Below are 24537 nucleotides of genomic sequence, written 5' to 3' on the forward strand. Positions count from 1 at the left end.
GGTACCCGCTCCGCGGGTACCGAGCCGCTGCGCGGCTCGAAAGCGAACCGGGTTGCTTCGCAACCCCGGGCGCAGTGCTGGAAAGCCGCTTCGCGGCTTTCGGATTTCCGCTTCGCTCCAATCCACGGGCCTCCGCTTCGCTCCACCCCGAACTGCGGGGCGGGTCCGCTTCGCTCCCCCACCCGGTTCCGGCTCTGCCGGAACAGCTGGCTACACGATGACGGTGTATCACCGCAGGTCTGTGTAGCATCCCGAGAACACGGCCACCCCCGGAACCGTGACACCCCATCACCCCGGCCCGAGTGCCAGCCACCAGGCAACAGGTGCGGATTCCGCTGCGCTCCACCCGCATCCGGAAGCACCTCCCCCGCAAGTGGGAGATGGCTTGAAACTCCCCCCGATAGAACACCGAACCGCTACCACGATACCCGTGCATCCCCTGTACATGCATTACATGCATTGCATTATGCATCACCGATGTGCTGTGTAGCATCCCGAGCCAATCACCACCCCCTCTCAGGAGGGCCTGTTAGGGGTTCGAGGAGAGGACGCGGGGCCCGTCACCCCTTCGGATGAGGGCCGGTGCCGGGCTGACCGCATCGTCGTGGCCAGCGTAGTGACGGGCCCCGCGCTGTGGGGGCTGGCCTGAGTGATACGTGCAGGTCAACCCATGGAGCGGACGCGCTCCGCGCGGCGACTGAGAGAGGCGGGGAGCGGCGTCCGCAAATCGCCGCCTGACGGTCGTTCGCGGGTCGGGGGCGGAAAGAAGGGTCACTGGCTCGCGATCGGCGCTCTCCGGGGCGCACAGGGGCCTTCTCGGGCCTCCCTCAGGCCGTGGGTCCACCCGAGAGTGGAGGCGGTGGGCGGACGGCGCACCGATGGTCGGCGGCGTGGGGGCCGGGAGGCGGCCTGGGCCGCTGTGTGCCGGGCGATCGTCCGCCGGAGGCCGCCGGGGAGGGGCGGGGCCCGTTCGCCGCTCCAGCGGCCGCAGACGGCTTCGGGCGCTGGCGGCCGACGAGCTGAGCGGCCCGGCACGATCAGACCGGCGGTCGACCTCAGAAACCGGCGATGACTGGCGGTCCGGCCCGGCAGAATCAGCGGTTCATTCACGCTCTTGGGGGAGCCATGCAGGAACTCCGCTTCGACGACATTCGGTTCACCACGGCGGTCGACAGTGCCCAGACATGGCTGCGCCCCGCGCTGGGCGGCCACGAGCTGAGCGTGCAGCTCGCCGTCGGGGTGTCGCCGTTCGCGGAGGCAGGGAAGATCCTCGCCCTGGAGGCGGAGCTGTTCGGCTTCGGCGCAGCGCCGGCGCAGCGATCCCGGCTCGGCCGGATCACGGCGAACCTCGCGTACACCCCCGTCGTGACGGTCCACCGGGTGAACCTGGTGTTCCCGCTGACATCGCTGCAGGTCCACGCGATCGAGGAAGCCCGCAACGGTGACGTGCGGTTCGAGATCGACCTGAACGCCACCCTGCCGCAGGCGGCCGGATACCCAGGGTGCGCCCAGACCACGGAGAGCATCACCCTGGCCAAGAGCACCTGGGAGCAGCAGATCGCGCAGCTCGGGCCGTCCGCGGCCTTCGAGATGGCCGTGCCCTACCCGCTCGGCGACCCGCAGCGCGCCGAGGTCGGCCGGCTGCTCCGGGAAGCGCAGCGGCTGCTGACCACCGGGGAGATCCGGGCGTCGATCCTGGAAGTCCGGCGGGCGCTGGAGTGGATCCAGCACCACGTGGACTGGGACAGGCCCGGGTCGAAGAAGCTCGCCAACCAGTGCCACCAGTCCGAGCGCTGGTGGCGCATCCAGGAAGCCCTCTACAGCCAGACGTCCGGCGCCATGCACAACGACCCGGTCACCAAGGACTTCCTCTACGACCGGGCCGAGGCGGAGACGCTCCTGGCGATGACCGCCGCACTGCTGCGGAACGTACCCGCTACGACTCCCCAGACCGCCCCGGCCCCCCGCCCGTGATCCGGGACCACCGCACCAAGGGCGGCGCCGCCCAGCTCGGCGCTGCCGGCCCTGGCCTGGCCGGACCGTTCGGCGTCTGGCCCGCCGACGGCCACCAGGACGACGAGGACGAGGACCACGAGCCCGCCGACGAGGCGGGGGAGACGAGGAGCGCATGACCGAGGACCGCGGCATCGCCGGCCCGTATATCGAGTACGACGGACTGCCCGTCCTGCACGGGACGGAGGTGAAGCTGCCGCTGATCCACCCGTACGCCCTGGTGCCCGCCTCCGGCCGCTACATCACGCCCGGCGGCGGGCGGCTGACCATCCGGAAGGCGGAGGAGAAGGCCGCCCACCTGCGGATCACGCTGGACCACCTCGGCTGTCCCGCTCAGTGCACTGAGGAGAAGGACGCCGTCTACCGGCGCCTCGCTCTGGCCGTCGAGGGCTACTGCGTCGCCGCAGGTTGCCGCCACCACCCCGCGTTCTCGGACGGGGTGCTGCGCTGCTTCGAGGTGCGTACCGGCGCCGTCCCGCTCACCGTGTTCATGCGCGCCGTGCTCGCGGTCGAACTGGGCGACCTCAGCCTCGCCAACAGGCTCATCGAGGAGGCCGAGGCCCGGTGCGGGCCCGTCCGTCGGGCGGAGGAACCGGACACGACAATGTGACCGGACTTGCAACCGCGGGGGCGCCCTGGGAAGAGGCGCTCCCGAGAGAACCACACGTCTCAACCCCGGAAACGCCGACCTCGCCCCCGCGGTGGCTCGGGCTCTGGCTCCACCCGCGTGCCCAGTGAACGCACCCAGCGTGCACCTGCTTCGTCGGCGCATACGAGCGTCAGGTGCACGTCCGTCTCGCGCGTGTGGTAGTCAAGTTCCACATACACATCGTGCAGTGCACCGGGACTCGACGTCCCCAGGTCGATCGACGGCTCGCGACGGTAGTCCCAGGCCAAATCGGGGTCGTACGCGCCCCGCATCCCCTCGACTCCGTCCCCCGTCGCGCTGACCGCCACGGAGGCGAGCCGCGGACCGGACGCCTGCTCGATCTTCACCAGAGCGCGAGGCACATTCACGTCCGACTCGTCGGTGTAGGCGCGCTCCACGGAGAAGACAGGTCCCCTGTTCTCGAAGCGGTCCTTCTCCTCCCCCTCGATCTGCCGCCGCATCAGCTCCACCTGCTCCCGCGCGGCCTTGGCAGCATCCTTCGCCGTCTTCGTCTGCGACGACGTGTAGACGATGCCCACCACGCTCACGACCACGGCGACTATCGCAGTGATCAACTCGCCGCCCACTCGTCCCCCTTCTTCGCGCCTCTCCCCGAGGCGCGGCTCTGCCTGGGCCGCCAGTATCAGCGCTGGGCACCGGCGGGTGGCTTCGGCCTGGGCCTGAAGCGGCGGCACCGCAGGTCGTGGGCCTGCCCTCAGCCGGTTTTGCGCAGAAGCGAGATGGTCGGCGTGACACGCCATCGTGCGGTGAGGCCCCGTGCAGCATGTGCAGGTTGCAGAGCTGAGGGGTCCCGGAGCCCATGTCATTTGGTCATCCCAGTTGAACTTTCACCTGGGACTGTCAGGTTGATCTTTCAATTGGCCCTTTCATGTACCCGCTGGGGCGTGCACCTCCGGTAGGGCTGAATCGTTTGGTTTGGGTGCGCTGGGATGGCTATCTTCAGGGCCATGAAGAGGACATCGCACACCGAGCAGGACATGAAGGAACACAAGGCGACCGGCAGGGACACCCGGGCGCAGGTTCTTGAGCGCTCGATCCGGTCCAACGTGCCCTTGCGCAAGGTGTTCGTCCAGGCCCCCAAGGGGGCCGCGAGCCGCCACGGCCCACTCAAGGACTTCGTGACGGGCAGAGACCTCCGGGGCCTGAAGGCGTACCTGATGATCGTGGCCGCGTGCAGCAACGGTGTCTCCGGCTGGTCCACGAGGCACGACAGTGCGGTGTGGGCACGGCTGATGGACATCCAGGCGACCGCGACCGATCAGTCCGCCCGAACTGGCGCCTGGCGGGCGCTGCGCCGGCTGGAGGTTCGGAACCTGATCAAGTGCAGCCGCGCGGGCGCCATGATCACGGTCACCCTGCTGCGGGAGGACGGCAGCGGCAGGGCGTACGACCGCCCTGACGGGAAAACCGAGGAGGACCGCTTTCTGCAGATCCCGACCACGTTCTGGACGAAGGGGTACGACGAGAGCTTGGACCTGCCGGCCCTCGCTCTGCTCTTGGTCATCGCCCGGGAGAAGGCGTGGTCCGCCTTCCCTGCCGAGAAGGCGCCCGAGTGGTACGGCTGGTCGGCGGACACTCACGAACGCGGGCTGAAGAAGCTCCTCGACCTCGGTCTCGTGGAGCGCATCAAGGTCTTCAAGAAGGCTCCGCTCACCCCGGCCGGCGTCACCGTGACGTACCTCTACCAGCGGACCGCGATCGCCAGGCCCCGCAAGGCCCGCAAGGCCGCGCCGGCCACCACGAAGTCCACAACCGCGAAGAAGAGCGCCGCGAGCCCTTCCCGGAACAAGGGGTGACCTGATCAACCAGACCCAGGGGGGACCCCACACCGAAGGCGGACAGAAGCCAGCCTGGCTGGACGAGTCCTTCCACGAGAACAGCGAGAACGGCTTCTACATCCTCGCCGCCACCATCATCGACCCCGCCGTCACCGACGACGTCCGTGCGGCCATGCGGGCGCTGAAGGGACAGCGGGACACCAGCAAGTCCCACTGGACCGAGATGGACCATCGGCAGCGTCGCGACGCCGCCGAGCTCGTAGCCACCCAGAACGGCCTGCACGTGGTGGCCGTTGGTACACCAGTGCCCAAGCGGCGACAGGAACGGGCCCGGAGCAAGTCGCTGACTGCGCTCGTCATCGAACTGCACGCGTTCGAGGTCGACCGGCTCTTCATCGAGGCACGCGAGACCACACTCAACAAAAAGGACATCAGCACGGTCGCCCGTGCCCGGCAAACGGTCCTGCCCAAGGGGGCCGTGTTCCGTGCCGATCATGTGCCCGGTCATACGGAGCCGCTGCTCTGGATCTCCGACATCGTCGCGGGAGCCGTTCACGCCCAGCGCAAGGGCGATCCGCGGTACACCATGCTGCTCGGGGAAACTCTGCTCGACTTCGATGTGCCCACCGACTGCTGAAGCGCCCCGGAAATGCGCCGAGCCAGGCTCCCGGTCTGCCCCAGGTCACCTGGCTCCACTTCCGGCGACCCGCGGTCACCGACTTACCCAACACACTACAGGTCACTTTGCAGGGCGCCAACAGCCTCGATGTCACCGCCATCGTGCGGCGGCTTCCAGCGCTGGCCCGTGATCCAAACACCCGACGGGCAAGGGAGGGGTGTCAGCGGGCTGCTGACACCCCTCCCCCATATAAGTAGCTTTATAGACACCATCTCAGCAATCTTTTTCGCTAGCGAAAAAGATTGCTCATAGAGCTGATCCATCGACTTCAATGATGGTTCCGGATGCCTCTGCAGCGATTTCCGGTGTACTGCGATTCAGCTTTGACTTGAGGTTCTCGAAGCCCCTTCTGGCATACGGGGCGGCCTTGACCGCCGCAGCGGTCACCACGATGCCCACTGCGGCGGCGCCCGCCATGGCCAGCTTGAGCATGGCCTCCGCCTCGGCCTGCGTGAGCCTGGCCCTGTCGTCCGCGAGGGCTTCGGCCTCGGCGCGGGTAAGCAGGTCGCCGTCAGCCGAGTAGAGCACGCTGTGGCCGACGAGGTGGTTACCTTCGTCGCGCAGGAGGCCGTTGCGGCCGCCCGGCGCGATATTCGACTGCGAGAGGCGGGTGTCGACCGGGTACTCAACGATCATTCTCTCTCGGACCATCCCGGGCCCGACTTCAGTGCTCATGGGGCAACTGCAGGGACCGAAAAGGCGGCTGAAAGGTGGAACCCCTCTGACCACGGGTGCCGTTCCCTCGGTGCGGCTGACCCGGCAGGACAAGGACCTGGTCGCCGTCGAGCCCATGGCCCGGTTCACCGGTGCCTACTGGAACCCCGAGCCGTCCATGCCGCTCTCCGAGTTCGTCGGCAGAGTCCTCACCTCGCGGTTCGTCTCGCACGCTCCACGCACGCCGAACCGTCACGTGGTCCGGCCGGTAACGCTGGTGTGGGGCCACCCCAAGTGCGTACTGGCGGAGGCCAAGAAGCTGGGAGATGAGGAAAAGCAGCAGCGGGTAGCGCAGGAGGAGCAGGAGCGTGCCGAGCGGCGGGGGTACGCCCGGGAAGAGGCCGCGTTCGCCGAACGTATGGCACGCTCCGACCCGGACCGGGCGGCCCTGGCCCGGCACTCCGCCCGACTGCCCGGAATCGAACGAGCCAAGGCCCACGCCGCACGCCATGTTCCTCACCCGCGTGACTGTCGGCTGGAGTGTGGGAGACAGCCGCTACTCCAGCGGAGTCCCGCTCGTTAACGAGCGCGGGGCCCTGCTGGCCATCTTCGACCCGCTCCCGCTTACCGGCCCCTGCCCCGACTTCCTCCTGGACGTCGGGCTGCCGATGCTCTTCCTCACGGAGAAACGACGCGAGCGCTTCGAGGAGCACCGAGCTACGAGTGAGCGATTGCGCCGGTTGTGCCAGCAGGACGTAGCCGCGGCGCCCCGCGACGACGAGCGGTCGCCGCGCCCCTAAGCGGACGCAGCGGCGCCCTGCGTCCCGCGGGCGTGGAGGGCCGCAAGGGCATGGCCCTTGCGTGGCCGCGATCGAGACCCCACATTCGACCACTTGGTCTCGTTCGCCGCTTTGGAATCCGTGAAGATGTTCGAGGTTGGCAGACGGTTCGGCGAGTGCAACTCAGGCCAGATGCACTCAAGACGCCCATGACCCTGCGAGTTCTTCATGGGCCTGACAGGAATGGGGACCACTGCTCGCTCAGAGTGTGGTAAGCGTCACGCTTCGCGTTCTATGGCGTGAGGGGCTACTGGGGCACGGCAGGCCAGCTGGGGCCCCTGGCATTACACGGCAAACCGGGCTGGAACGATGAGGATTCGAAGAGGATTGGATCCCGTCGTCCCCTTCTTCCGTGTTACTTCCCGGTAAAGGAGAAGCGGTTGAAGAGGTTCCGAATCTGCTCCCCCGTCAGGCGAAGTAACTTTCTGCGGAGTTGAGCGTTGTGCCGCCCCTGGAGGGCGCCTGGCTGTAGTCGCAACCCGGTAGAGTCTGTCTATCGCCTTTCCCTTTGGGAGCTTCGGTCGTCTTTCTCGATCGGGGTCGACCGCCCCGGGAGGGAGGTGATGCGAGATGGAAGCAACCCCGCCTAAGTGCGGGGAGAGTCGGACCCGCAAGGTCGTGAAGCAGGCTCTCGGCTGGTTGGCACTTCAAGGGCTCAGCGCCCTGCTGCGTCACCTGCTGGACCTGTAAACGGCGACGGGCCCCCTGGTGGAACAGGGAGCCCGTACGGAGCCGAAGCTCCCATTCGCCGGCCTCGCGCCCCCACCTACGGTCTAGCTAACCAAGGGGGCGTGGGGCCACTCTTCTGTGCGCAGGGCGCATGGAGAGGTGTTCCCCCACCGTGCGCTCGATGAGCTCCAACTTCGCTCATTTACCCGCGTCCAGCTAGCTGTTTGGCCACTAAAAAAGGTCTTTCAGCAGGCCCGAACCTTCCGTTACGCTTCGGAGTCACCGACTGGTGGAAACAAACGGTACCTCTAAACCGGTCCCCACCGGTAGTTGAAGGGGATGACCATGGCGCGTGGCCTGGCGGACTTCGATCCATCTGCTCTCCTTGAGTTCCGGACCAGGTACCTCGAGCTAGACGGCAACGGAGTGCCCAGCACGGGGTCCCTGACGGCCAAGGCTCTCGCGGCACGGGTAGGTACGACGAAGTCACAGATCCTGGCCTACGAAAACGGGCACCAGACGCCGGATCCGAAGCGGATTCGTGAGCTTGCAGAGGCCCTGAACGTGGTGCCCCACATGTTGATGCGTAGAGGGCGTCGTCAGCACTGGGACCTGGCGGACATCCGCCGCGCGAGCGGACTCACGGCCAAAGAGGTTGTGAAGGCGCTCTGCATCTCGCCGAAGTCCTACCGCAGGTTCGAGCAGAACGGGATCGTCCCTGCCCGACGCCCCGCGTTCCTTGATGACGTGGCGCAGGTCCTGGGTGTGCAGCAGCGCGCGTTGCAAAGGGCCATCGACAACGTCGCCGCTGTGAAAGACCGGCGTCAACTGACAGCGGTTCTCACCGAAACCTTGGCGAACCGCTACGTGTCCAAGCCCGGTACTTGGAAGGGGCCCGACATCGACGACCCCTGCGTTACTCAGCTCTCGACGTTGTACGGGCGTCCCCCGCAGCGGATACGACGTCTCATGACGCACCTGCTCGGCGAGTTGCGGCAGATGACGGTACGGATGCAGCGGGAGAAGATCATCGCCGACTTCGACCCTGATCCAATGAGGCAACAGCGTGCGTGGGCGGCGATAGAACGGTGGAATGAGCTCTACGAGCAGGAGATCGAGAAGATCCCCCGACTGCTCGAAGGGTTTCATCGGTCAGCTCAGCCATCCGATGCTTGGCACGTCTTGGTGAACCTCTACGACGCGGGCCTACACCCCGAGGGGGCGTGGGTCTTCTCCACCCTGCTGGGGACCCCCGAGACTCTGCGGAGGCTGCCGCGTTCCCTGGTGTGGCAGCAAACGTTCGACGAGGTTGAGGCAGCTCAGCTCACAGGCAACGGCCGAGCGCATGTACGCAATTTCCAAGAGCTGTACGCGGCTCTCTACCCGGGCCTTCGGCGTCCAAAGCCCCAGGCGGTGCGGCAGGCTCAAGGAGCCACGCGAATGATTCGCCCCGAAGCGGCCTTCACTCTGCCCGGCCGGCAGGAGAGATTCGTGATCCCGAACTATGTGCTGGATGAGCTGCATCGCAAGGGCAAGAGCTCCATGGAGCTGACCGTGACGCCAAGCCTTCGCTTCACGCTGGGGTTGAACGGAAGCTCCATGGTGTCTGGGAGTCCGACTCGCCCTTCGATCTCCACAGACCTTTCAGCTACTTGATCAGCGGAGTAATTCCGCTAGCTAAAACACTAGCCATCGGCCTGCTAGCGGTCTGCGGACGCCAGCGATCCCATCCTTTCGGAGCGGCCCAGTTCAGGGCAGCCCTCACTCGCCAAATAGCCCGGCGCAAACAGCCTCCCCCGGGCCAACATGCTGCTGAGGAGGCTAGGTGCCCGCTTCCGCTGCCCGCGAGGGGCGGCCCCAGCCCCCGGCCCGCTCGATCGCGGCGAGCAGTGCCAGCTCCCAGCCGGCGGCCGCGAGCGAGGCCGTGTCGGGCAGGCCCGCGTCGGCGAGGACGGACAGCTGCATCGTGTGCTCGATGCCCTCCGCCCATGCGCCGCGCACCGCCTGGCGCTCGGCGATACGGGCCTGCAGCTCAGCGGTGGAGTTCTCCTCGCCCGCCTGGCGCAGCTCGGTGAGGTCACGGCCGCGGGCGGCGACGTCGTCCAGGAGGACGGCAGCCTTCTCGGCGTCCGGCACTGCCGGGGCCTGCACGGCGGTCGGCTTCACACCCCGGCGCAGCTGCTCCATGCGCGTGGGCAGCGGCTCCCAGGACGGCTGGCCGGCCATCTCGATGTTTGTGTCGACGACGGCGCGGGTCCAGGCGCGGGCCAGGCCGCGGGGCATCAGCGGCGTCCCGGCCGGGACGGCCTGGCCGTCCTGATGGTTGCCGTGCAGGGAGACCCACAGCGCGATCGCGGTGCCGCCGATGCGTTCCAGCAGCCGCAACCGCTCCGGTAACCACCTCTTGAGGGCCGCCCTCGACAGGCCGGACAGGGCGAGCAGCTCGGTGAACGCCTCCGCCTCGCTCCAGCCCTGCGGCCGACGCACCACCCGCAGGTCCTCCAGCGTCGGGGAGAGGTCCTCGATCGTGCGGGCGCACATCTCGCCCGCCCGGATGCCGGTGTCGGAGACGACCGCGCCGATCGCGAGCATCCGCAGCTGGCTGGTGGTCGCGTCGAGGGAGTCGGCGAGCTCGGTGAGCTGGGAGCGCAGCAGGGAGCGGGGGCGCTTGGCGACGGGTGCCTTGCGTGGCGGGTCCGGCTGCGGCGGGAGCTCGGCGAAGTACTCGGCGCCGCATGCCGTGACCAGCAGCTTGAGGACTTCCAGGCGGATCTGCTCGGAGTGGTCGGAGCCCTTGGCCGGGTCGGCGGCCGTACGCACGCGCAGCTGCCCGGTGCGGGCCAGGCGCAGGTAGGCGTCGACCGGGTCGGCGGTGAAGACCTGGCGGACGCCTGCGGTGTCGGCAGCGAGGGGGTGCTCGGCGTGGGCCAGGGCGCGGGTGTACTCGTTCGCCACCCACTTCACCTGGCGGGCCCGGGAGGCGGACACCGAGGGCCAGGACGTCACCTCGGCGGCCGCCACGGCGAGCAGTTCGGCGCCGGTCAGCCTGCTGTCGACGACGTCAACGACCCTGTCTTCGGCGCTCATGACGCCGCCGTGTCGCGCGCGGAGGTGACCCGGTAGCGGGCGGCGGAGCGCTCGCTGATCAGCTTCTTCACGTCGGTCAGGGCCTGCGCGGCGTCGGCAGCCCGCGTACCGGTCGGCTTCACCGCCTCGCCGTCGTGGGGGGCGAGGCGGAAGCGCGAAACGGCCAGAAGGCCGGCGAGCCCCGCCCGGCTCCCGTCGGTGGCCAGCAGCTCCCCGATGCTGTGAACGGCGGCCCGGATGTCGGCGTCGCCGTCGAGGTTCTGCAGGTTCCACGCGCCGGACGTGTCGTAGAACCGTTCGGCGACGTCCCGGATCGTGTCGGCGTTCTCCTCGCACCAAGCCGCCTCGGCCCGGTCGCGGGCCTTGTCCAGGCGTTGCGCGGCAACGTCGCGGCCGTGGTAGCTCTTGGCGCCGCGTTCCAGGCGCAGGGCGCGGGTCTCGGCGGACTGCCGGGTGCCCAGGCCCGTCGCGTCAGCGATCTTCTGCCAAGAGCTGCCGCGGTCACGCGCGGCGCGGATGAGCTTCAGCTCCATGGCGTCCAGGCGCTGACGGGCCTCGTCGATCTGCGAGAGGGCGGCGAGGACGTCTTCCGCCGGCACTTCGGGCCGCTCCTGGCCGCGCGGTGCGTAGCCGTTGAGAGCGGCCGCCACGGCAGTGATCGCCTTCGCCGTCATGATGACCGGTAACGCTCGCTGGCACGCGGGCGCCCCGGCACGAGCCGGACGCTGGGAACGGTCACCGCCGCACCCGATGCCGAGCCCTATGAGCTGGCCTGATGAGTCGGGCGAGCGGATTGGAGGAACTGCAGATGATGACTCGTCCGACGACGGCCCGCCGCGTCGCCATGCTCAACAACAAGGGGGGCGTCGGGAAATCCGGCACCACGGTCCGCGTTGCCGAGGGCCTGGCGAAAGCCGGTAAGAGGGTGCTCGTTGTCGACATGGACCCGCAGGGCAACAGCTCCGGAATGCTCGGCTGGCGGTACGACCCCCAGCTGAAGCAGCCGACGATCAGCCAGGCCATCAAGGCCAACACGGACCCCAACGAGGCACTGGGGTGTGCCCGCGCAGTCTTCCAGCCGATTGGCTGGAAGTGCACCTACGCCGAGCGGATCCAGATCGCCCCCGCGCGGCTCCCGCTGGAAAACCGGATGTCGGAGGCCGGGATCGGTGGCGCCTGGCTCCGGCTGAAGCAGGCCCTGGAAGGCGCCGACGACGGATTCGACTACGTGCTGATCGACTGCCCTCCCAGCCTGCTCCACCTCACCCAGCTCGCTCTCGCGGCCGCGCACGACGCGGTGGTCGTCACCGACGCCGACGTCTACGCCGTCGAGGGTGCGATCCGAGCACGCGACCTCATCGTGAAGAAGGCGGCCACCCACCTGAGCAACCCGGACCTGCAGATCCGGGGCGTGATCCTCAACAAGTACAAGGACACCATCCGTCAGCGGGAGCAGCGCGACTCGATCCACAGCATCTTCGGCCCGCTGGTGTGGGACCCGAAGGTGAAGTTCATCGAGTCCCTGGCGACCGCCAACAACAACGCCGTCTCCCTTGAGGAGTTCAAGGGCGACCGGGTCTCGGAGATCCGCGCGACCTACGAACTGCTCACCCAGACCTTCCTGAAGGAGATTCCGCTCCCGTGAGCCCGGACATCCGTACCGCAGAGAACCCGGAGCTGCCGGACGACGATGACGACATCGCCGTCGGCGGCGACGTGAGGTCGCCGAAGAAGCGCGCGGCCGGCGCTCCGAACAGCCGCAAGCAGCTCGGCCGTCCGGAGCGCCGGCGCGGTCGCAAGCCCGGTCCGACCCGGGTGATGATGAACGTACGCGTCCTGTTGGAGACCGACGACCTAGTCACCGAGATCGGCGAGGAGACCGGCATGGGCCCGCAGGACATCACCGATGCCGCGATCGCCCACTACGCCGCCTATCTGCGGCGGACGGGGAAGCTCCCCAAGGCCGCCAAGCGCGACCAGGAGGAGCAGACCGAAGCGTCCTGACCTCTTTCTCGCCAGCGGCCCCGCAGAAGGCCCACGGGGCCGCTGGCTGTTTCGCTACGAAGGTGACCACTCACCAACGGCCTCCACATCGGCCATCCGGCACAGCAGCGAGCAAGGAGCGTGACCAGCGCCACACTGAATTTCTGGGAAGGTGTTCACCCTTTTCCGTCCCGCGATGCCTGTAGTGGGCAGAGTCGGGGCGCTAGGTCCCGACCGTTCACGGATGGAGTACTGGTGGGGCCGGAGCTGTTGAACGTGGCGGGCGGTTCAGTGGTGATCGTCCTGCTTGGGCTGGTCTTGCGGCCCCGAAAGAACGGCGCGGGCCTGTGGGACGTGCTCCACGAACTGGCCCGGGGCCGGACCGCCAGCGGAATGGAGCGCGAGCGGCGCGCCACCCTCTCGGTGTTGCTGCGTAGGCTGCCGGACCGCCGAGTTCAGGTGGAAGATGTCGTCCACGGACGGCGGACGGTCATTGGCGAACGCGCTGGTACCCCTAGTCGGACGCGTTGACCCGGGCGGCAGAAGGGGGCAGCTCATGGCCCGTGCAGGCTCACTGAGGGCAGACGCAGATGACTACGACCAGTTCTTCCTGCGTTGGGAACCGCAGGTAAGACGCTATTTGCTGTGGCTTGAGGGGGATCATTCGGTAATCGACGATGCGGCCCAGGAGACAATGCTGGCCGCACACACCTACTGGGACTTCGTCAACCACCTGGATAAGCCGCAGGCGTGGCTGTTCAAGGTGGCCGGCCAGCGACTGCAGCGCGTCCATGCCTCTCGGCAACGGCATGGCCTGAGTACTGACCCCGGCGAACTGCCGCAGAGTGAAGGGCCAAACGACGTAGGGTTACGAGAGAGGGAGCTCGTCCTTCTTGAGGCGATGCGCAAACTGCCCGGCCGGCAACGCACGGCGATGGCACTGCGCTGGCAACTCGACTTACCCAACGACGAGATCGCGACCGTCATGGGAGTGTCTGTGAACACGGTGAAGACCTGTTTGCGCCTGGGGCGCGACACCCTGAAAACCCTTGTTGCAGACGTCAGTGGAGGTGAACGATGAGCATCGAGCGCCACCTGTACGGCACGGCCACGGCCGTCTCTGAAATGTGGACAGACGAGAACGCCGCCCGCGCCCGGCTGGCCGCCCTGCATGAGCGAGCCCGTCGCGAGACGTCGGATCAGAACCCACTGGCTCCTTCAAGGGCGCCCCGCGAGCCGTCCGCCGCCGCGCCAGCGCTTCCTGCTTCCCAACGAAGGTCGGAGCACCCGCTGCATGAGGTCGTCTTCCTGACGGTGGCCGAAGTCGCCAACATCATGAGTGTCTCCAAGATTACGGTCTACCGCCTGGTCCACAGCGGACACCTCCCGGCCATCCGCGTCGGCCGTTCCTTCCGTGTGCCCGAACAAGCCGTCTATGAGTATCTGCGGGAGAGCTGGCAGGGCGCCGAAGTCGACAACCGGTGACCTGAGCTACCGCCGGGAACATCGGTTGCTAAGCGGCCGCACTCGCGGCGGAACCTGCAAGGCAGGCTCCGCAAGCCGGGGAGGATAGATCCTGCCGCCACTTCCCGCCGGGATGCCCAGAAGATCAAATACGTAGCAAACCGCCTACTCTAAAGCTTTCTTTTTCGCTAGCGGAATTGATACCCAAGCGGGGAGCTATATACATGATTGATATTGAGAGCTGCATGGGGCCCCAGTGAGCTAAACCGTTGCGGCCTCGGGGTCGTCGGCCCGAACGACCCCCTCGAGGCACTGACCACCCGACCCTTTCGGATCGGTAGTCCCCGCTCAGCGGGGCCAGGCGGCTGGAGTGCTCGGCGGCAGTGGGATCTCGTCCAGCCGCAGCCACCGCTCCTGGCCTCTTTGATCCGGGAGGCGGAACCGTACGTCCTGCGCCTCGTCCGACTCGTACGGGGCGTCTCCGACTGCCTGCAGCAGGGCGTGCAGCCTCGGGTGGGGGGCCTGCATCGCCCGGTCGCGTACGCCCTCGGTGCGCAGGGCGGCCAGCATGAGGGAGGCGGTGTTCACTCCGGTGCGCAGGTGTCCGTCGGCGTGGGCGATCGCCTCCGGGTGTTCCACGATGGAGGCCAGGGCCTCGGGGCCGGCGACGGTGTACGTCAGCACCAGGTCGCCGCGCTGCATGATCACTTGCGCCCCCGGCTCCACCAGCGAGCCGTCCTCGCGGGTCACCATGGCCACCTTGCCGACCATTGGGCCCATGCCGATCTTTCGGACCTCGTCGAACTGCTCGATCGTCGGGTCCACGAACCGTTCGGAGTCGGGGAGTGCGAGGGCGCAGTGCCCGTTCCACTCGGTTCCCGTCCAGGTCGGTGTGAGCGAACCGTAGAGGGTTCCGGCACCGTTCTTCTTCTGGATGGCCACGGTGACCGGCAGCAGTTCGGCTCGCACTCCCAGCTGGCCGTAGGCGTTCCGCAGCGTCATGCACGCATCGACGCAGATGTTCGCCGGCGCGCGTCCGTCGGAGAGGGCCGCCCATAGGAATGGCAGCACCAGTTCCACGATCTGGTCCGGCTTGGCGTGCTCCAGCATCCGCGCCGTGAGATCCATGCTCCCCGGCAGTGCCGTAGCCGCCCTGCGCGGACGCGGTACGGAGGGACGGGCGACCCGCTTCTGCGGTGTCCGGTGCTTCTTGCCCCGCTGCTGCTTCGACATGGGCAGAGCCTAAGGATCTCAACCGGCCTTCCGACAGAGCACGTTCCGGCCGTGATCCCGGCCTGCGGGCCCCTTCCCGAACGGGCGGTCAACGGCTGGCCGGCGAGGGTATGCATCGCGGCATGAACCAACTCACCCGACGCCGCTGGATCTTCTCCCCCATCACTTCATGGCAGGCCAGGCGGCTTTCACGGACGACCGGCATCGACCACAACGCCGCATGGGTCAAGCTCCGCACCGCCACCCACCCCGAGGAAGCCGTCTACGCCTCGCGCCGGTTACCCGGCGGGCAGGACGGCCAGTAGCAGCGAAGCCCCCGGACCATGCGGCCCGGGGGCTTGGTGGTGTCCGCAGTCAGCGCTGGCTGTCGCCGGGGGCGAGCAGGCTGGTGACTTCGGCGAGGGCGGCCGCGCCGGGCTTGAAGTACTTCCTGGCAGCGCTGACGGACTTGTGGCGGGACTTCGCCATGAACAGCAGCATGGAAACGCCCTGCTCGCCGAGATGCGTCAGGCCGGAGTGGCGGAACTCGTGCGGGTCCCAGCCGGTGCCCTCCTCGCCGCCGACGCAGGTGTGCCGGTCCAGCAGGGCGCGCAGCTGACCGCGAGAGGCGGGCCAGACCGGTGTCGGGGCAGACGTCGCGCGGGGTGAGGAGCTTGCCCGGGCCGGGCCTGCGGTGGGTGACGAACAGCGGCCCACGCGTACGGTCCCCGATCAGCCGGGGCAGCAACCGGGCGGTGCCGGCGTCCCAGTAGATCGTCTCCGTCGCGTAGTCCTCGCGGGCCTGACCGCGTCAGCGGACGGCCTTGGCGCCCTTGGCTTTGACCGGGCACTGGCGGCCGCCAACGTTGAGGTCTTCGATGTTGACGCCGAGCAGCTCGTCGGCGCGGGCGACGGTCTCGTAGAGCATCCGGTAGGTGACCTTCTCGCGCAGGCCGACGTCGCGCCGGGCGATCAAGCGGTCGATGGCGGTCTTCGAGCGGACCGGGGTGTCCGAGCCCGGGTCGGGCATCCGCTTGCACCAGGCCGGGATGCGCGGCGGCTCAAGGCCCGTGTCGTGGCACCAGACGAGCCAGCCGCCGACCGCTCCTCGGCGGGCATTCCAGGTGCTGGCGGCCGCCGCGCCCCAGAGCTGTTCGAGCGCCTGGCCGATCTCGTCGTCGGCGACGGCCGACAGGGGCCGGCCCTCGCCGAGCTCGGGGACGACCTTGCCAAGCGCCGTGGTGTAACTCCGGCGGGTGTTGGCGATGGTGATCTGGTCCAGGTAGCGGTCGGCGGCGGTGCACACGGTCGCCACTCCGGAGCCGGTCTTGAGGGGGACGACGGTCGCCACGGATCTCCTTGCCACAGATAACGGGCCCCCTGGGCGTAGGACGGCGGGGACGTTCTCGCTGGTCACCGAACACCTAGTACAGATAACAGAGCAGTTACTGCACTATCAACGCGACTTGGACAACGGTCTCCCCGGAGAACGTCAGGCGTCAGGCCAAGATCCCGCTCTCGCCGAGGTCGGCGGCGGCCGCGCTCAAGAAGGCCCGGTACGCCGTACGCGCTCGCGTCACCAGGAGTTCGAGATCAGGTGCCTCCGGGTTGAACCCGTCCGCCATCAGGAGCTGGGCGTATCCGGGTGACGGTGGTGTGAGGGGTCCGCCGTCCAGGTCGTGCCCCTTGAGGGTCGCGATCGCGCGGCCGGTTGCCCGACTGAGGAGGACACACCACTTGGCCACCTGCTCCGCAGCCTCGGCAACCGGTGGCGTGGCGTCCAACTGCAGGAGGACCCGCTGAGTATCGACATCGCCCTGCCGGTACTTGAGCGCCTCATTCCAGCGCTTGTGGGCTTTCTCGGTCCACGCCTCACGCTGCTCAGGGAAGCGCTCAACCCGCGCCAGCGGGATCAGCGTGGTGGAGAGCTTGTCCAGGTAGTCGTCGACCGTCTTCGCATAGCTGGTGTAGGTGGCCCGCCTCGACTCCCGCAGGGCCCGGAGGGTCTCGACCCTCACCTGGTGGCGGGTGGTACTGCGGCTGAGGAACGCCGCGGTGGCCCCGGCCGCCGCTGTGCCGACGGCTCCGACGGTGGCACCGAGCACGGCGGCGAGTCCTGCGTCCATCGCACCACTGTGGCGACCGCCGTCCGAACAGCGCGAGACGATGATCAGCCATCTACATCCGGACAGCCGCCCACCCGGGGTCCACGGCCGCCGTCGCCGCCGCACCTTCTCCCCGCATCCCCATCCGCCCCGTACACCGCTGATCGACTTCCGTGAGAACGACCCCGCGGGCGGATCGCGCATCCACTACCAGGTCCGCCCCTGGCAACAGAGCAGTTATCTGCGCCATGGGCGATGTCCGATCTGCCCGCTGTCGGGAGGGGACACCTTTTTTCCCGCCCGACAACCAAGGAGGACTCTCTTGCCCATCGAGATGTGGCTTCTGCTGCCGATCACCATGGTGGTCGGCTCGCTCTGCGCGCTGGCCGTCTGCCTGTTCGCCCTGCACCGCGCCAAGCCGGGTGACATCGTCGCCCTCACCCGGGAGCTGCCGGACGTCATTGCGGCCTTCCAGCGTCACCGACGCAAGCGGTGACCCGGCATGGCAGCGCATCAAAGCACCAGCGGCCTCCTGAGCGCAGAGCGGTCCGGTCCTCCGTCTCTCAGGAGGCGGAGGACCGGGCCGGGTACCCGCGGTACCCGCCCGTCAGGAAGTCCGCCGGTGCGTGTCGGCGGCGCCCCAGGCGCGCTCCTTCAGCTCCATCCGGGCGACCGGCCCGTCGGCGACCTGCGTCCAGTGCGGGTCCCGGGTGATCCGGGTGGACAGCCGGAGCAGCCGCCTGCGCAGGGGCGCGGTCTGTTCGGCCGGCGCCTCCGCCATGCGGCCGTAGGTCGCGTACCAGTCGATCTGTGCCTGAAGAAGCCCCTCGGGGAAGACGTGCGCCATACCCGCCATTAGATCAGTTGTTCGATTTTCGACGCGACTCGGCCGCACTGGTGACGTGCCGCGACGTTCGGAGGGGGGCGTCGTTCTTGGTGCAGGGAACGACCGAACCGACGGGCACCGGGATGGGCAAGGACGCCAAGCGCGCGAAGCCGGCCCGCAGGGACAGGCGGCTGCGGGACACTGGGCGTGCGGGCGCCACGGTGACCGTGCACGAGGTGCGCACGCCCGAGGACATCGCCGACGCCCTGGCCGTGATGCTGCCGCAGCCCAAGTCGGGAGACTGGCGGCCCCACGTCCTCGGTGCGGACAGGCTGTCTCTGCGGGCCGGAACCGATTCCTGGCCGCTCCTCAACGGACATCGCGTCCCGGAGGAGATGTGCGCCGCCCTCCGGATGGAGCGGCCCGAGGAGGCCGGCGACTTCGTCCTGGAGGATCTGGTCGCGATGGCCCGGAAGGATGGGTCCGCCGGATCTGAGCGGCCTCGGCGCCGCCCTCAGCAGCATGGGCGGGTGTTCCGGCCGTCAGCTCGACCACGAGGACGGCAGCATGTCCTGCTCGCGGGGCCTGGACTGTCCCGGTGTCGCGCTGCCGCACGCCGGGTGGACCGACTGCCGCTCGCACGGGCCCTGCGCGCACTGCGACGGGCCACCGGTCCGCTGGGAGTGCGACCGGCAGACGGGCTGACCACACCGGGCCGAACGGCGCGCCTCCGGGAACGCCGGCGCGCCGTACACGACCGAGGACGCCGCCGCTTGTCGGCGGACAGGTCGTGTACGGCAACGAACCGCCCCTGGGGCGATCAGAAGAGCGTCTCGGTGTCCCTCTGCTCGCCCAACGGGAAGAGCGAGTCCAAGAACGCCTCTCTACTCGCCTTGGCTGCATGCCGACGCAGAGCAGGGTCGGCGGCCCGGCGCTTCACCCGCGAGGTGGGCACGGTGATCTTGGCGACAAAGGTGTGCCGCTGTCGCGGGACCATCGGCCGGTAGTACTCCGGCCCGCGCATGCCGGAACCCCTGCCCTTGTCACCGACCACCACCGACATGTCCTCCCCGCCGGTTCCCTGGCGGTCTCGGACGGGCCGGGGCATGGCCCACATCTCGCTCAGGCCCGCGTCCTCCTGCTTCTCGAAGCGCCACGCCCGGTTCCAGGCGTCCTCCCACACCTTCCAGTCGGGCGGAACCTCGCAGGCTCGCAGGAAGCCCCGGAACTGTTCGAGGGTGTGCGGCACCATCTGCTTATTCACCACGCGGTGGGCGGAACTGCGCGGAAGAACCCCGAACTCGCCGGCCCTCTTCTCCATGGTCCGCAGCGACGGCGCGCCCGCCTGCTCGTACACGTCTCGCAGGGCGGCGCTCAGGTCGGCGAAATCCCGAACGAGCCGGGGAGACGGTGCCGGGTGCCGAGCGTGCTGGTCACGGACATGCTCACGTCTGGCCTGCCGCCATAGCCTGCGGGCCTCTTCGGGCGGCGCATCACACGCCTGGGCGTATGCCAGTACCGGCGTGAGCCGGGGAACCGAAGCGCCAGAGGCAGCGCGCTGCAGGGTCGTGGCATGCAGCCCGGCACGATCAGCAAGTTCGCGGTAGGTCAGTCCAGCCCAGGCCCGTTGCATCCGCAGCCACTCCGCCAGCCGGCGCAGCCCCACGTTGGACGTGGTGATCTCTTTCTCGCGGCGTCCCACAGCACCTCCTTCAGGGAGCCGTCAGAGCGGCCTTGAGCACCGTCCTGACGGCCCGGAAGGAGAGACGGGTACTGAGCGCGATGGTGGCTCCGGCGATGAGGCCGGCCCCCGCAAGCAGCTGCAGGACTTCAAGGGCGGGTACCCCCGTGAGAGCCGTGAGGGCCGCCGTGATGACGACCACGACGATGATCACGATGGCTTCGGCCCCATTGAGGCGGCGGGCACTGGGCGATCCGTGCTCCACGCAGGGTCTGGTGGAGGGGTGGTGCTTGGACATGGGTGTCCCTGATTCTGTTCAGTTCGGCGGCCTCGCGGCCGCCGAACGCCTGGCTCCATCTGAGTTGCACCACAGGACAGTTGCCGCCGTCCCCGGCGTGGTGCGTGGACAAGATGTTGGCACCCCAGGAACGCCAATTCCCTCGTGGCGGTGGCTAATCGCGCATTTTGATGCGCCACTGTCCCCGCAAGCCCATGCGCAGGTGTGGACCTCTTCTCCGCATTGGGTGGGAACGGCACGTTGAACCCGCATGTCTGAGCTGCGGGTTGTCCGGGTGCGAACGTTGCTGTCAGTGAGCAGTGATAAGGCGAATTGATGCGCGCGCGCTTCAATCTTTGTTGCGTCCCGTACGCGCTGCTGTCACGATCCGGGCCGTACGGGTCGTGCACCTTATGTGTACAACCTCGCCCTGGTGACTCCTGGCTCCATCCACTGATCAGCAGGGAACTGAGTTTCGCGTTGCCGCGCGGACTCGCCGGAGGCCGTTGCCGCAGACGCGGCGCCGGCCTCCTTTCGTTGCCCACGAGAAAGCCGAGCAAGGGCGCTCTTCCCCGGAGGGGAAGAGGTGTCGGCGCTGGTTCCGGCTGACCCGCGCCTCCTGACCTGCGCGGACAGGGCCGCTCGCCAAGACCAGGGTCAACGAGTTGGGCAACCCTGAGCGCCACTCGAGTCCGGCAACCCCGATCGCAACGAGGAGGGCGACCTGTTGGGCGACCGTCGCCGGTCCGTCGGCGAACGACCGGGTCGGGCCGCCGCGCAGGCCGGCCGGGGGACTGGAGGAGAAGGCCCTCTTCCCCCGTGGGGAAGAGGTGTCGGCGGGCGAGCTGGATGACCCGCAGTCCCTGACCTGGGAGAAGACGGCTCCGCGGAATGGCCCCCGGCAACCTGTAGAGCAACGTGTAAGGCAACCCGTACGGCAACCGGTACAGCAATCTGTACGGCAACCTGCAGGGCAACCGTCCCGGCCGGAGTCGCCGAAATGCCGCCGGGAAGTGACCCAAACGATGACCCTTGCAGGTCAGAGCAGCGATGCCGTCATGACGGCATGACGGGCCTACGTCATGCCGTCACTTGCGGTCGGTGGCCAGCGCGGCGAGCAAACGCCTGGCCATGGGGGCTCCGTACCAGGTTCCGTTCCGAGTCCCCTTTGGAGTTCCGTTTGGAGTTCTGTTCCGGGTCCCGTTTCGGGTCCCCTTGCTCCACCACGAGACGAGGGCGAAGGCGCAGCTCAGCAGCCTGGACAAGGGGGCCCGGGCGCGCCGACTACTTCCCTGGGGACCCCTCTGGCTCCCTGGCGATGCCCGGCCCGAGGGTCCGCCGGCCTTTGTGCTCGGCCACCGCCTGGTGCTCGACGTCGTCCAGGAGCCGCTCGGGCTCGACGCGCTCGACGGGCAGCAGCCGCGGTGCGGGCCCGGCCGGGGGCGTGGTCCTGGTGCTCGGGCCGGTGACGAGTCGTCGTCGCGCGGTGCTCATGGGAGGAGTCTCCCGCCTCCGGCACGCGCGCGTGTGCACCCTCGCGACCGGTCGCGGAGCGGCGTTTCGGGGCCCCCGGTATCGGAGCGGAGTGACGAAATCTTGGTCCTCCTCGCTCAGGTCGCCTCCTGAGTCGCGCCCTCGGTCGTCTCCTGCGTGCCGCCCTGGGTGCTCTCCTGAGTCGCGTCCTGGGTCGCATCGCTCGACCCTCGCGCAGGGCCTTGAAGACGTCGTCTGACCTGGACGACAAGGGGTGCGCAGAGCGCCGGTCGCGGCGCCGACTACTTCCCTGGGAGCTCGTCTTCCCGTGAGGAAGTGCCGGCCTGGTCTCGCCGGGTCCCTGGAGCCCGGCGCGCCGGCCGTGCGAATGCTGCGCCGGACCCGCCCAACGACGACCGCCAGGAACACGAACTACTGCCGGGCGTGGTCAGAAGGGGGCCCGGCTGTTCGCTCATCGAGTGCCTCCAGGGGCGAGCGGGCGTGTGCCACTACAGGTATCGGGCGGGCGCGGGATCGGTGTCGTCCACGGCAGCCTTCGCCCTGGGTGACGTGACGGACGCGTGGTTGGGGCGGGTACTCATCGGCCGGACCTCTTCTTGTGGAGGGCCCGCCCGCACACGGTCATGTCGTCATCCGTTCCCCAGCTTCAGAAGGCGCCTAACGGCACCTCGGCGGAGGTCATCGGAATCAGGGCCTCCCAGCTCTGCCCGTGCGCGACGCAGAGCAGAACGTCCGCGAGCTCCGGGTGGCGGTAGGCCGCCACGCCGGGACGAGGTGAAGTGGGGGCGGGCTGGGTGCTCATCGTGGCCTCCTGGAAGGGCGTCGTTTCACCGTACGCGCGCCGGACCGCCCTCCAGGCGGTCATCGGCAAACCGCCCTTGGGCCCGCGGCGTTGACAGCACAGAGCCGGGGCCGGCACGAGTGGCCCCGTGCCGGCCCCGGCCGCTGTTCCTCTCTGCTCAGGCTCCGCCGTCCCGCTGCGCGGCCTTCGCGATCTCCTCGGCCAGCGCTCTGGTAGCGCGCTCCTGCTCTTCGAGCTCGCGGCGCAGCTGTTCCTGGATCTCCTGGGCGTCCATGAGACTTCCTCTTTCTCGTGATGGTGTGCGGGTGGTGGGTATTAGCTCAGTGCGGTGAGGGTGAGGGCGGCGGCGGCCAGGACCAAAACGTGCGCGGCCTGGTCGACGTGGGCGGCACCGCCGGCGGCGGCCCACTTCTGCTGACGGGCGATCCGCATCCAGGCAGCGACGGGCCACCGGCGATCGATCCAGGCATGGGTGGCGCCGATCAGCGCGACCGCGGCCGCGCCGGGCAGGACGCCGACGCTCTCGTCCAGGACGACGGCGGCGGCGACCAGGACGAGCAAGCAGGCGATGACGTGTGTGGTGGCGTGGGTGAGGTTCGCCCGCCACCCGGCCGCGCCGCGGTTGGCTTTGTGGCTGGCCTGGTGGTCGGTCTGCAGCGGGTAGTCCGCGAGTAAATGGGCGACGTAGAGCAGGACGAAGAGGGATGGGAACATGGTCTTCTCCGGTGGCTGGGGCTGTCGGGGGCGTGGGGGCGGCCGGTCTCCTGGCAGTGATTACGGCCGCCCCGAGGCGCACTACTTCTCGTCGTCAGAGTCGGAGAAGGTGACGTTGCCGTGGCCGTAGAACATGCCGCCCTTGATGCCTGTGTGGACCCCGCCGAACACTCCACCGACGATGCCGCCGTTCGCGTCCGTCTGGGCCCCGCCGTTGCTGTTGTTGACGTCGGAGCGGGTGATGTGGAAACCCATGGTGGTGGCCTCTCTGAGGTAGGTGATCGGTGGTGGGTGGTCAGATGCCGATGTGGCGACGGGACGGAGTCGTACATCCGCCTCACCGCGGACTGCCGCTCCGGGGCGTCCAGAACGATGCCGGCGATCCGGCGCCAGGACAGGCCGTAGCTGTCCCTGAGCCGGACGACCTGAACAGCCGCACGCCGCTCCAGAGGCGGGCGAGCGCGGTGGTGTGCTGCGCGGCGAGCAGGGCCTGATCCCCGCTCTCGGCGACGTCACCGCCGCCCAAAGCCTCCAGCGCGTAGGCGAGCTGGTCGGGTTCCACGGCCTTGGCGAGGTAACCGGTGAGGTCGTCCTCCGGGGTCCAGGTGATCTCTGCCGCGAACCCGCCGCCTACACGCCCACGCCGGGCGCCCGGACGGGCCGTCGGTCTGGGACGACGGAGACGTTCCCTGACGACGCTCGCCCGGGCCGCGCACATGCGAACCGGATGATCAAAGTCCGATTCGGCCAGCACTTCCACCACGGTCATGACCCGACACGCGCCGGAGTCACGAGCCGGGCAGCACCAAGCCGCCCAACATCCCTGCCACTAATATTGGCACCTGGCCTGCGGCACACACGGATGCACTACACCGCAAAAAAGATAGTTCCCCATACTTGATGAAGCTGGTTATTCTACCGATGATGTAACCGTCGGCACCTGTGTGACACCAAAGTCCGGTAATCGATAATTCGACAAGGAGACGCGCAAGCATGACAAGTGACTCTAGGCCCGCCACAGGTAAGGATCGTTCACCTAAGCTTCCACCCTCTGAGCTAACAGAGGAAGCAAGACGGCATCCAGGCGGTTGGGTATACGAAATAGATAATGGAATGGTGAGAGATCCATACGGCGAGGTGCCCCCCTCGGCCATCATCGGGGCGTGGAAGGTCGACTCAAATGGAAATCTTACTGGAGAATACCAGGAGAATAAAAATTACACGCCCAAGGCGTGATTAAAACTCGCCGCCCACATTTTAGGGTCCTTCGTATCCTCACCATTCACCTCGGACCGATCGCCAGGTTGTCATGCCTTCATGGTCGATTTCTGGGGCCCAGAACCTCTTCCTGCGGAAGGTTCCTTCGATGGCCTTAAAAAGACGCATTGGATTTCCCGCTCGAAAGATCGCCGGCCCAGTCACGATTTTTTCCCAGAACCTATCCTGCCGCCACACGGAGACAACTGCCCCCACTGGCGCCGGCGCAAAAAGAGGAACCAAGTCGCGTTCCACGACAGGTCGAGCTCTAGGGATTAGATAGACAAGTAGGGAACCTTGGGCGTGACTTGCTGGCGAGGGCCTGGCATTGAT

The 24537-nt window shown here is 68.0% G+C and carries 28 protein-coding genes and 1 pseudogene; 14 read left to right on the plus strand and 15 right to left on the minus strand.

The window, feature by feature from the left end:
* Window positions 1–1125 precede the first annotated feature (1125 nt).
* Genes AB0L33_RS30040 through AB0L33_RS30050 form a run of 3 tightly spaced genes read left to right on the plus strand, consistent with a single transcriptional unit; the run spans window position 1126 to window position 2623 of the window.
* Window positions 1126–1974 (plus strand): hypothetical protein, encoded by an 849-nt coding sequence (locus AB0L33_RS30040; protein WP_365686466.1) that lies wholly within the window; start codon window positions 1126–1128, stop codon window positions 1972–1974.
* Entirely contained in the window at window positions 1971–2132 is a 162-nt protein-coding gene (locus tag AB0L33_RS30045) for a hypothetical protein (RefSeq protein WP_365686468.1), read from the plus strand. Before AB0L33_RS30040 ends, AB0L33_RS30045 begins: the two co-directional genes overlap by 4 nt.
* Window positions 2129–2623, plus strand: a complete 495-nt coding sequence (locus tag AB0L33_RS30050; RefSeq protein ID WP_365686469.1) for a DUF6420 family protein — start codon at window positions 2129–2131, stop codon at window positions 2621–2623. The genes AB0L33_RS30045 and AB0L33_RS30050 overlap by 4 nt, the downstream gene beginning before the upstream one ends.
* 59 nt (window positions 2624–2682) lie before the next feature.
* Here the strand turns inward: AB0L33_RS30050 and AB0L33_RS30055 are convergent, their stop codons facing one another.
* Window positions 2683–3249, minus strand: coding sequence for a hypothetical protein (locus AB0L33_RS30055; protein ID WP_365686472.1), 567 nt, complete (start codon window positions 3247–3249; stop codon window positions 2683–2685).
* A gap of 381 nt (window positions 3250–3630) precedes the next feature.
* Here AB0L33_RS30055 and AB0L33_RS30060 point away from each other — a divergent pair, with 381 nt between their 5' ends.
* Both AB0L33_RS30060 and AB0L33_RS30065 read left to right on the plus strand, forming a co-directional pair.
* Window positions 3631–4479, plus strand: a complete 849-nt coding sequence (locus AB0L33_RS30060) for a hypothetical protein (protein ID WP_365686474.1) — start codon at window positions 3631–3633, stop codon at window positions 4477–4479.
* Window positions 4480–4633: 154 nt separating this feature from the next.
* Window positions 4634–5098, plus strand: a complete 465-nt coding sequence (locus tag AB0L33_RS30065; protein ID WP_365686476.1) for a hypothetical protein — start codon at window positions 4634–4636, stop codon at window positions 5096–5098.
* 288 nt (window positions 5099–5386) lie between these two features.
* Here the strand turns inward: AB0L33_RS30065 and AB0L33_RS30070 are convergent, their stop codons facing one another.
* Window positions 5387–5815 carry a hypothetical protein gene (locus AB0L33_RS30070; protein WP_365686478.1) on the minus strand — a complete coding sequence of 143 codons (429 nt, stop codon included), beginning with the start codon at window positions 5813–5815 and terminating at the stop codon, window positions 5387–5389.
* Between the two features lie 503 nt (window positions 5816–6318).
* Between AB0L33_RS30070 and AB0L33_RS30075 the strand changes: the two genes are divergently transcribed.
* Entirely contained in the window at window positions 6319–6594 is a 276-nt protein-coding gene (locus AB0L33_RS30075; protein WP_365686479.1) for a hypothetical protein, read from the plus strand.
* A 1053-nt stretch (window positions 6595–7647) separates the two neighbouring features.
* Entirely contained in the window at window positions 7648–8958 is a 1311-nt protein-coding gene (locus AB0L33_RS30080) for a helix-turn-helix domain-containing protein (RefSeq protein WP_365686480.1), read from the plus strand.
* 165 nt (window positions 8959–9123) lie between these two features.
* On the opposite strand, the gene AB0L33_RS30085 is transcribed toward AB0L33_RS30080, so the two are convergent.
* Window positions 9124–10389: a hypothetical protein gene (locus AB0L33_RS30085; protein ID WP_365686481.1), complete on the minus strand. Its 1266-nt coding sequence runs from the start codon at window positions 10387–10389 to the stop codon at window positions 9124–9126.
* The gene (locus tag AB0L33_RS30090; protein WP_365686482.1) at window positions 10386–11063 is read right to left on the minus strand and encodes a hypothetical protein; all 678 of its coding nucleotides are present in this window, start codon (window positions 11061–11063) and stop codon (window positions 10386–10388) included. The genes AB0L33_RS30085 and AB0L33_RS30090 overlap by 4 nt, the downstream gene beginning before the upstream one ends.
* Before the next feature lie 134 nt (window positions 11064–11197).
* Between AB0L33_RS30090 and AB0L33_RS30095 the strand changes: the two genes are divergently transcribed.
* The 4 genes from AB0L33_RS30095 (at window position 11198) to AB0L33_RS30110 (ending at window position 13857) form a co-directional block, all read left to right on the plus strand.
* Window positions 11198–12034 (plus strand): ParA family protein, encoded by an 837-nt coding sequence (locus AB0L33_RS30095; protein WP_365686483.1) that lies wholly within the window; start codon window positions 11198–11200, stop codon window positions 12032–12034.
* Window positions 12031–12393 carry a hypothetical protein gene (locus AB0L33_RS30100; protein WP_365686484.1) on the plus strand — a complete coding sequence of 121 codons (363 nt, stop codon included), beginning with the start codon at window positions 12031–12033 and terminating at the stop codon, window positions 12391–12393. The genes AB0L33_RS30095 and AB0L33_RS30100 overlap by 4 nt, the downstream gene beginning before the upstream one ends.
* A 535-nt stretch (window positions 12394–12928) precedes the next feature.
* On the plus strand, window positions 12929–13453 hold the full coding sequence (locus AB0L33_RS30105; RefSeq protein WP_365686485.1) for a sigma-70 family RNA polymerase sigma factor: 525 nt from the start codon (window positions 12929–12931) through the stop codon (window positions 13451–13453).
* Between the two features lie 209 nt (window positions 13454–13662).
* The gene (locus AB0L33_RS30110) at window positions 13663–13857 is read left to right on the plus strand and encodes a helix-turn-helix domain-containing protein (protein ID WP_365686575.1); all 195 of its coding nucleotides are present in this window, start codon (window positions 13663–13665) and stop codon (window positions 13855–13857) included.
* A gap of 327 nt (window positions 13858–14184) precedes the next feature.
* On the opposite strand, the gene AB0L33_RS30115 is transcribed toward AB0L33_RS30110, so the two are convergent.
* Complete coding sequence (locus AB0L33_RS30115; RefSeq protein WP_365686486.1) at window positions 14185–15069, minus strand: hypothetical protein; 885 nt, start codon at window positions 15067–15069, stop codon at window positions 14185–14187.
* A 122-nt stretch (window positions 15070–15191) separates the two neighbouring features.
* Here AB0L33_RS30115 and AB0L33_RS30120 point away from each other — a divergent pair, with 122 nt between their 5' ends.
* Window positions 15192–15374, plus strand: a complete 183-nt coding sequence (locus AB0L33_RS30120; RefSeq protein WP_365686487.1) for a hypothetical protein — start codon at window positions 15192–15194, stop codon at window positions 15372–15374.
* 49 nt (window positions 15375–15423) lie between these two features.
* Here AB0L33_RS30120 and AB0L33_RS30125 read toward each other — a convergent pair.
* Window positions 15424–16399, minus strand: a pseudogene (locus AB0L33_RS30125) (site-specific integrase).
* Between the two features lie 148 nt (window positions 16400–16547).
* Window positions 16548–17174 carry a hypothetical protein gene (locus AB0L33_RS30130; RefSeq protein ID WP_365686488.1) on the minus strand — a complete coding sequence of 209 codons (627 nt, stop codon included), beginning with the start codon at window positions 17172–17174 and terminating at the stop codon, window positions 16548–16550.
* 301 nt (window positions 17175–17475) lie between these two features.
* Between AB0L33_RS30130 and AB0L33_RS30135 the strand changes: the two genes are divergently transcribed.
* Complete coding sequence (locus AB0L33_RS30135) at window positions 17476–17649, plus strand: hypothetical protein (RefSeq protein ID WP_161207907.1); 174 nt, start codon at window positions 17476–17478, stop codon at window positions 17647–17649.
* 111 nt (window positions 17650–17760) lie between these two features.
* Here AB0L33_RS30135 and AB0L33_RS30140 read toward each other — a convergent pair whose 3' ends face one another.
* A complete protein-coding gene (locus tag AB0L33_RS30140; protein ID WP_365686489.1) occupies window positions 17761–18000 on the minus strand; it encodes a hypothetical protein in 240 nt (79 codons plus the stop codon).
* Between the two features lie 456 nt (window positions 18001–18456).
* Between AB0L33_RS30140 and AB0L33_RS30145 the strand changes: the two genes are divergently transcribed.
* On the plus strand, window positions 18457–18684 hold the full coding sequence (locus AB0L33_RS30145; protein WP_365686490.1) for a hypothetical protein: 228 nt from the start codon (window positions 18457–18459) through the stop codon (window positions 18682–18684).
* Between the two features lie 115 nt (window positions 18685–18799).
* Here the strand turns inward: AB0L33_RS30145 and AB0L33_RS30150 are convergent, their stop codons facing one another.
* From AB0L33_RS30150 to AB0L33_RS30180, 7 genes are all read right to left on the minus strand, one after another.
* Window positions 18800–19681, minus strand: coding sequence for a helix-turn-helix transcriptional regulator (locus AB0L33_RS30150; protein WP_365686491.1), 882 nt, complete (start codon window positions 19679–19681; stop codon window positions 18800–18802).
* 10 nt (window positions 19682–19691) lie between these two features.
* Window positions 19692–19958 carry a hypothetical protein gene (locus tag AB0L33_RS30155; protein ID WP_365686492.1) on the minus strand — a complete coding sequence of 89 codons (267 nt, stop codon included), beginning with the start codon at window positions 19956–19958 and terminating at the stop codon, window positions 19692–19694.
* A gap of 1263 nt (window positions 19959–21221) precedes the next feature.
* A complete protein-coding gene (locus AB0L33_RS30160; RefSeq protein ID WP_365686493.1) occupies window positions 21222–21431 on the minus strand; it encodes a hypothetical protein in 210 nt (69 codons plus the stop codon).
* A 646-nt stretch (window positions 21432–22077) separates the two neighbouring features.
* Complete coding sequence (locus tag AB0L33_RS30165) at window positions 22078–22233, minus strand: hypothetical protein (RefSeq protein WP_365686494.1); 156 nt, start codon at window positions 22231–22233, stop codon at window positions 22078–22080.
* A gap of 315 nt (window positions 22234–22548) precedes the next feature.
* Complete coding sequence (locus AB0L33_RS30170) at window positions 22549–22947, minus strand: DUF3307 domain-containing protein (RefSeq protein WP_365686495.1); 399 nt, start codon at window positions 22945–22947, stop codon at window positions 22549–22551.
* An 81-nt stretch (window positions 22948–23028) separates the two neighbouring features.
* The gene (locus AB0L33_RS30175; protein WP_365686496.1) at window positions 23029–23202 is read right to left on the minus strand and encodes a hypothetical protein; all 174 of its coding nucleotides are present in this window, start codon (window positions 23200–23202) and stop codon (window positions 23029–23031) included.
* 82 nt (window positions 23203–23284) lie between these two features.
* Window positions 23285–23716 carry a hypothetical protein gene (locus AB0L33_RS30180; RefSeq protein ID WP_365686497.1) on the minus strand — a complete coding sequence of 144 codons (432 nt, stop codon included), beginning with the start codon at window positions 23714–23716 and terminating at the stop codon, window positions 23285–23287.
* Between the last annotated feature and the right edge of the window lie 821 nt (window positions 23717–24537).

It is taken from the genome of Streptomyces sp. NPDC052299 (genome assembly GCF_040679335.1).
In the GTDB taxonomy this organism is placed as follows: Bacteria; Actinomycetota; Actinomycetes; order Streptomycetales; family Streptomycetaceae; genus Streptomyces.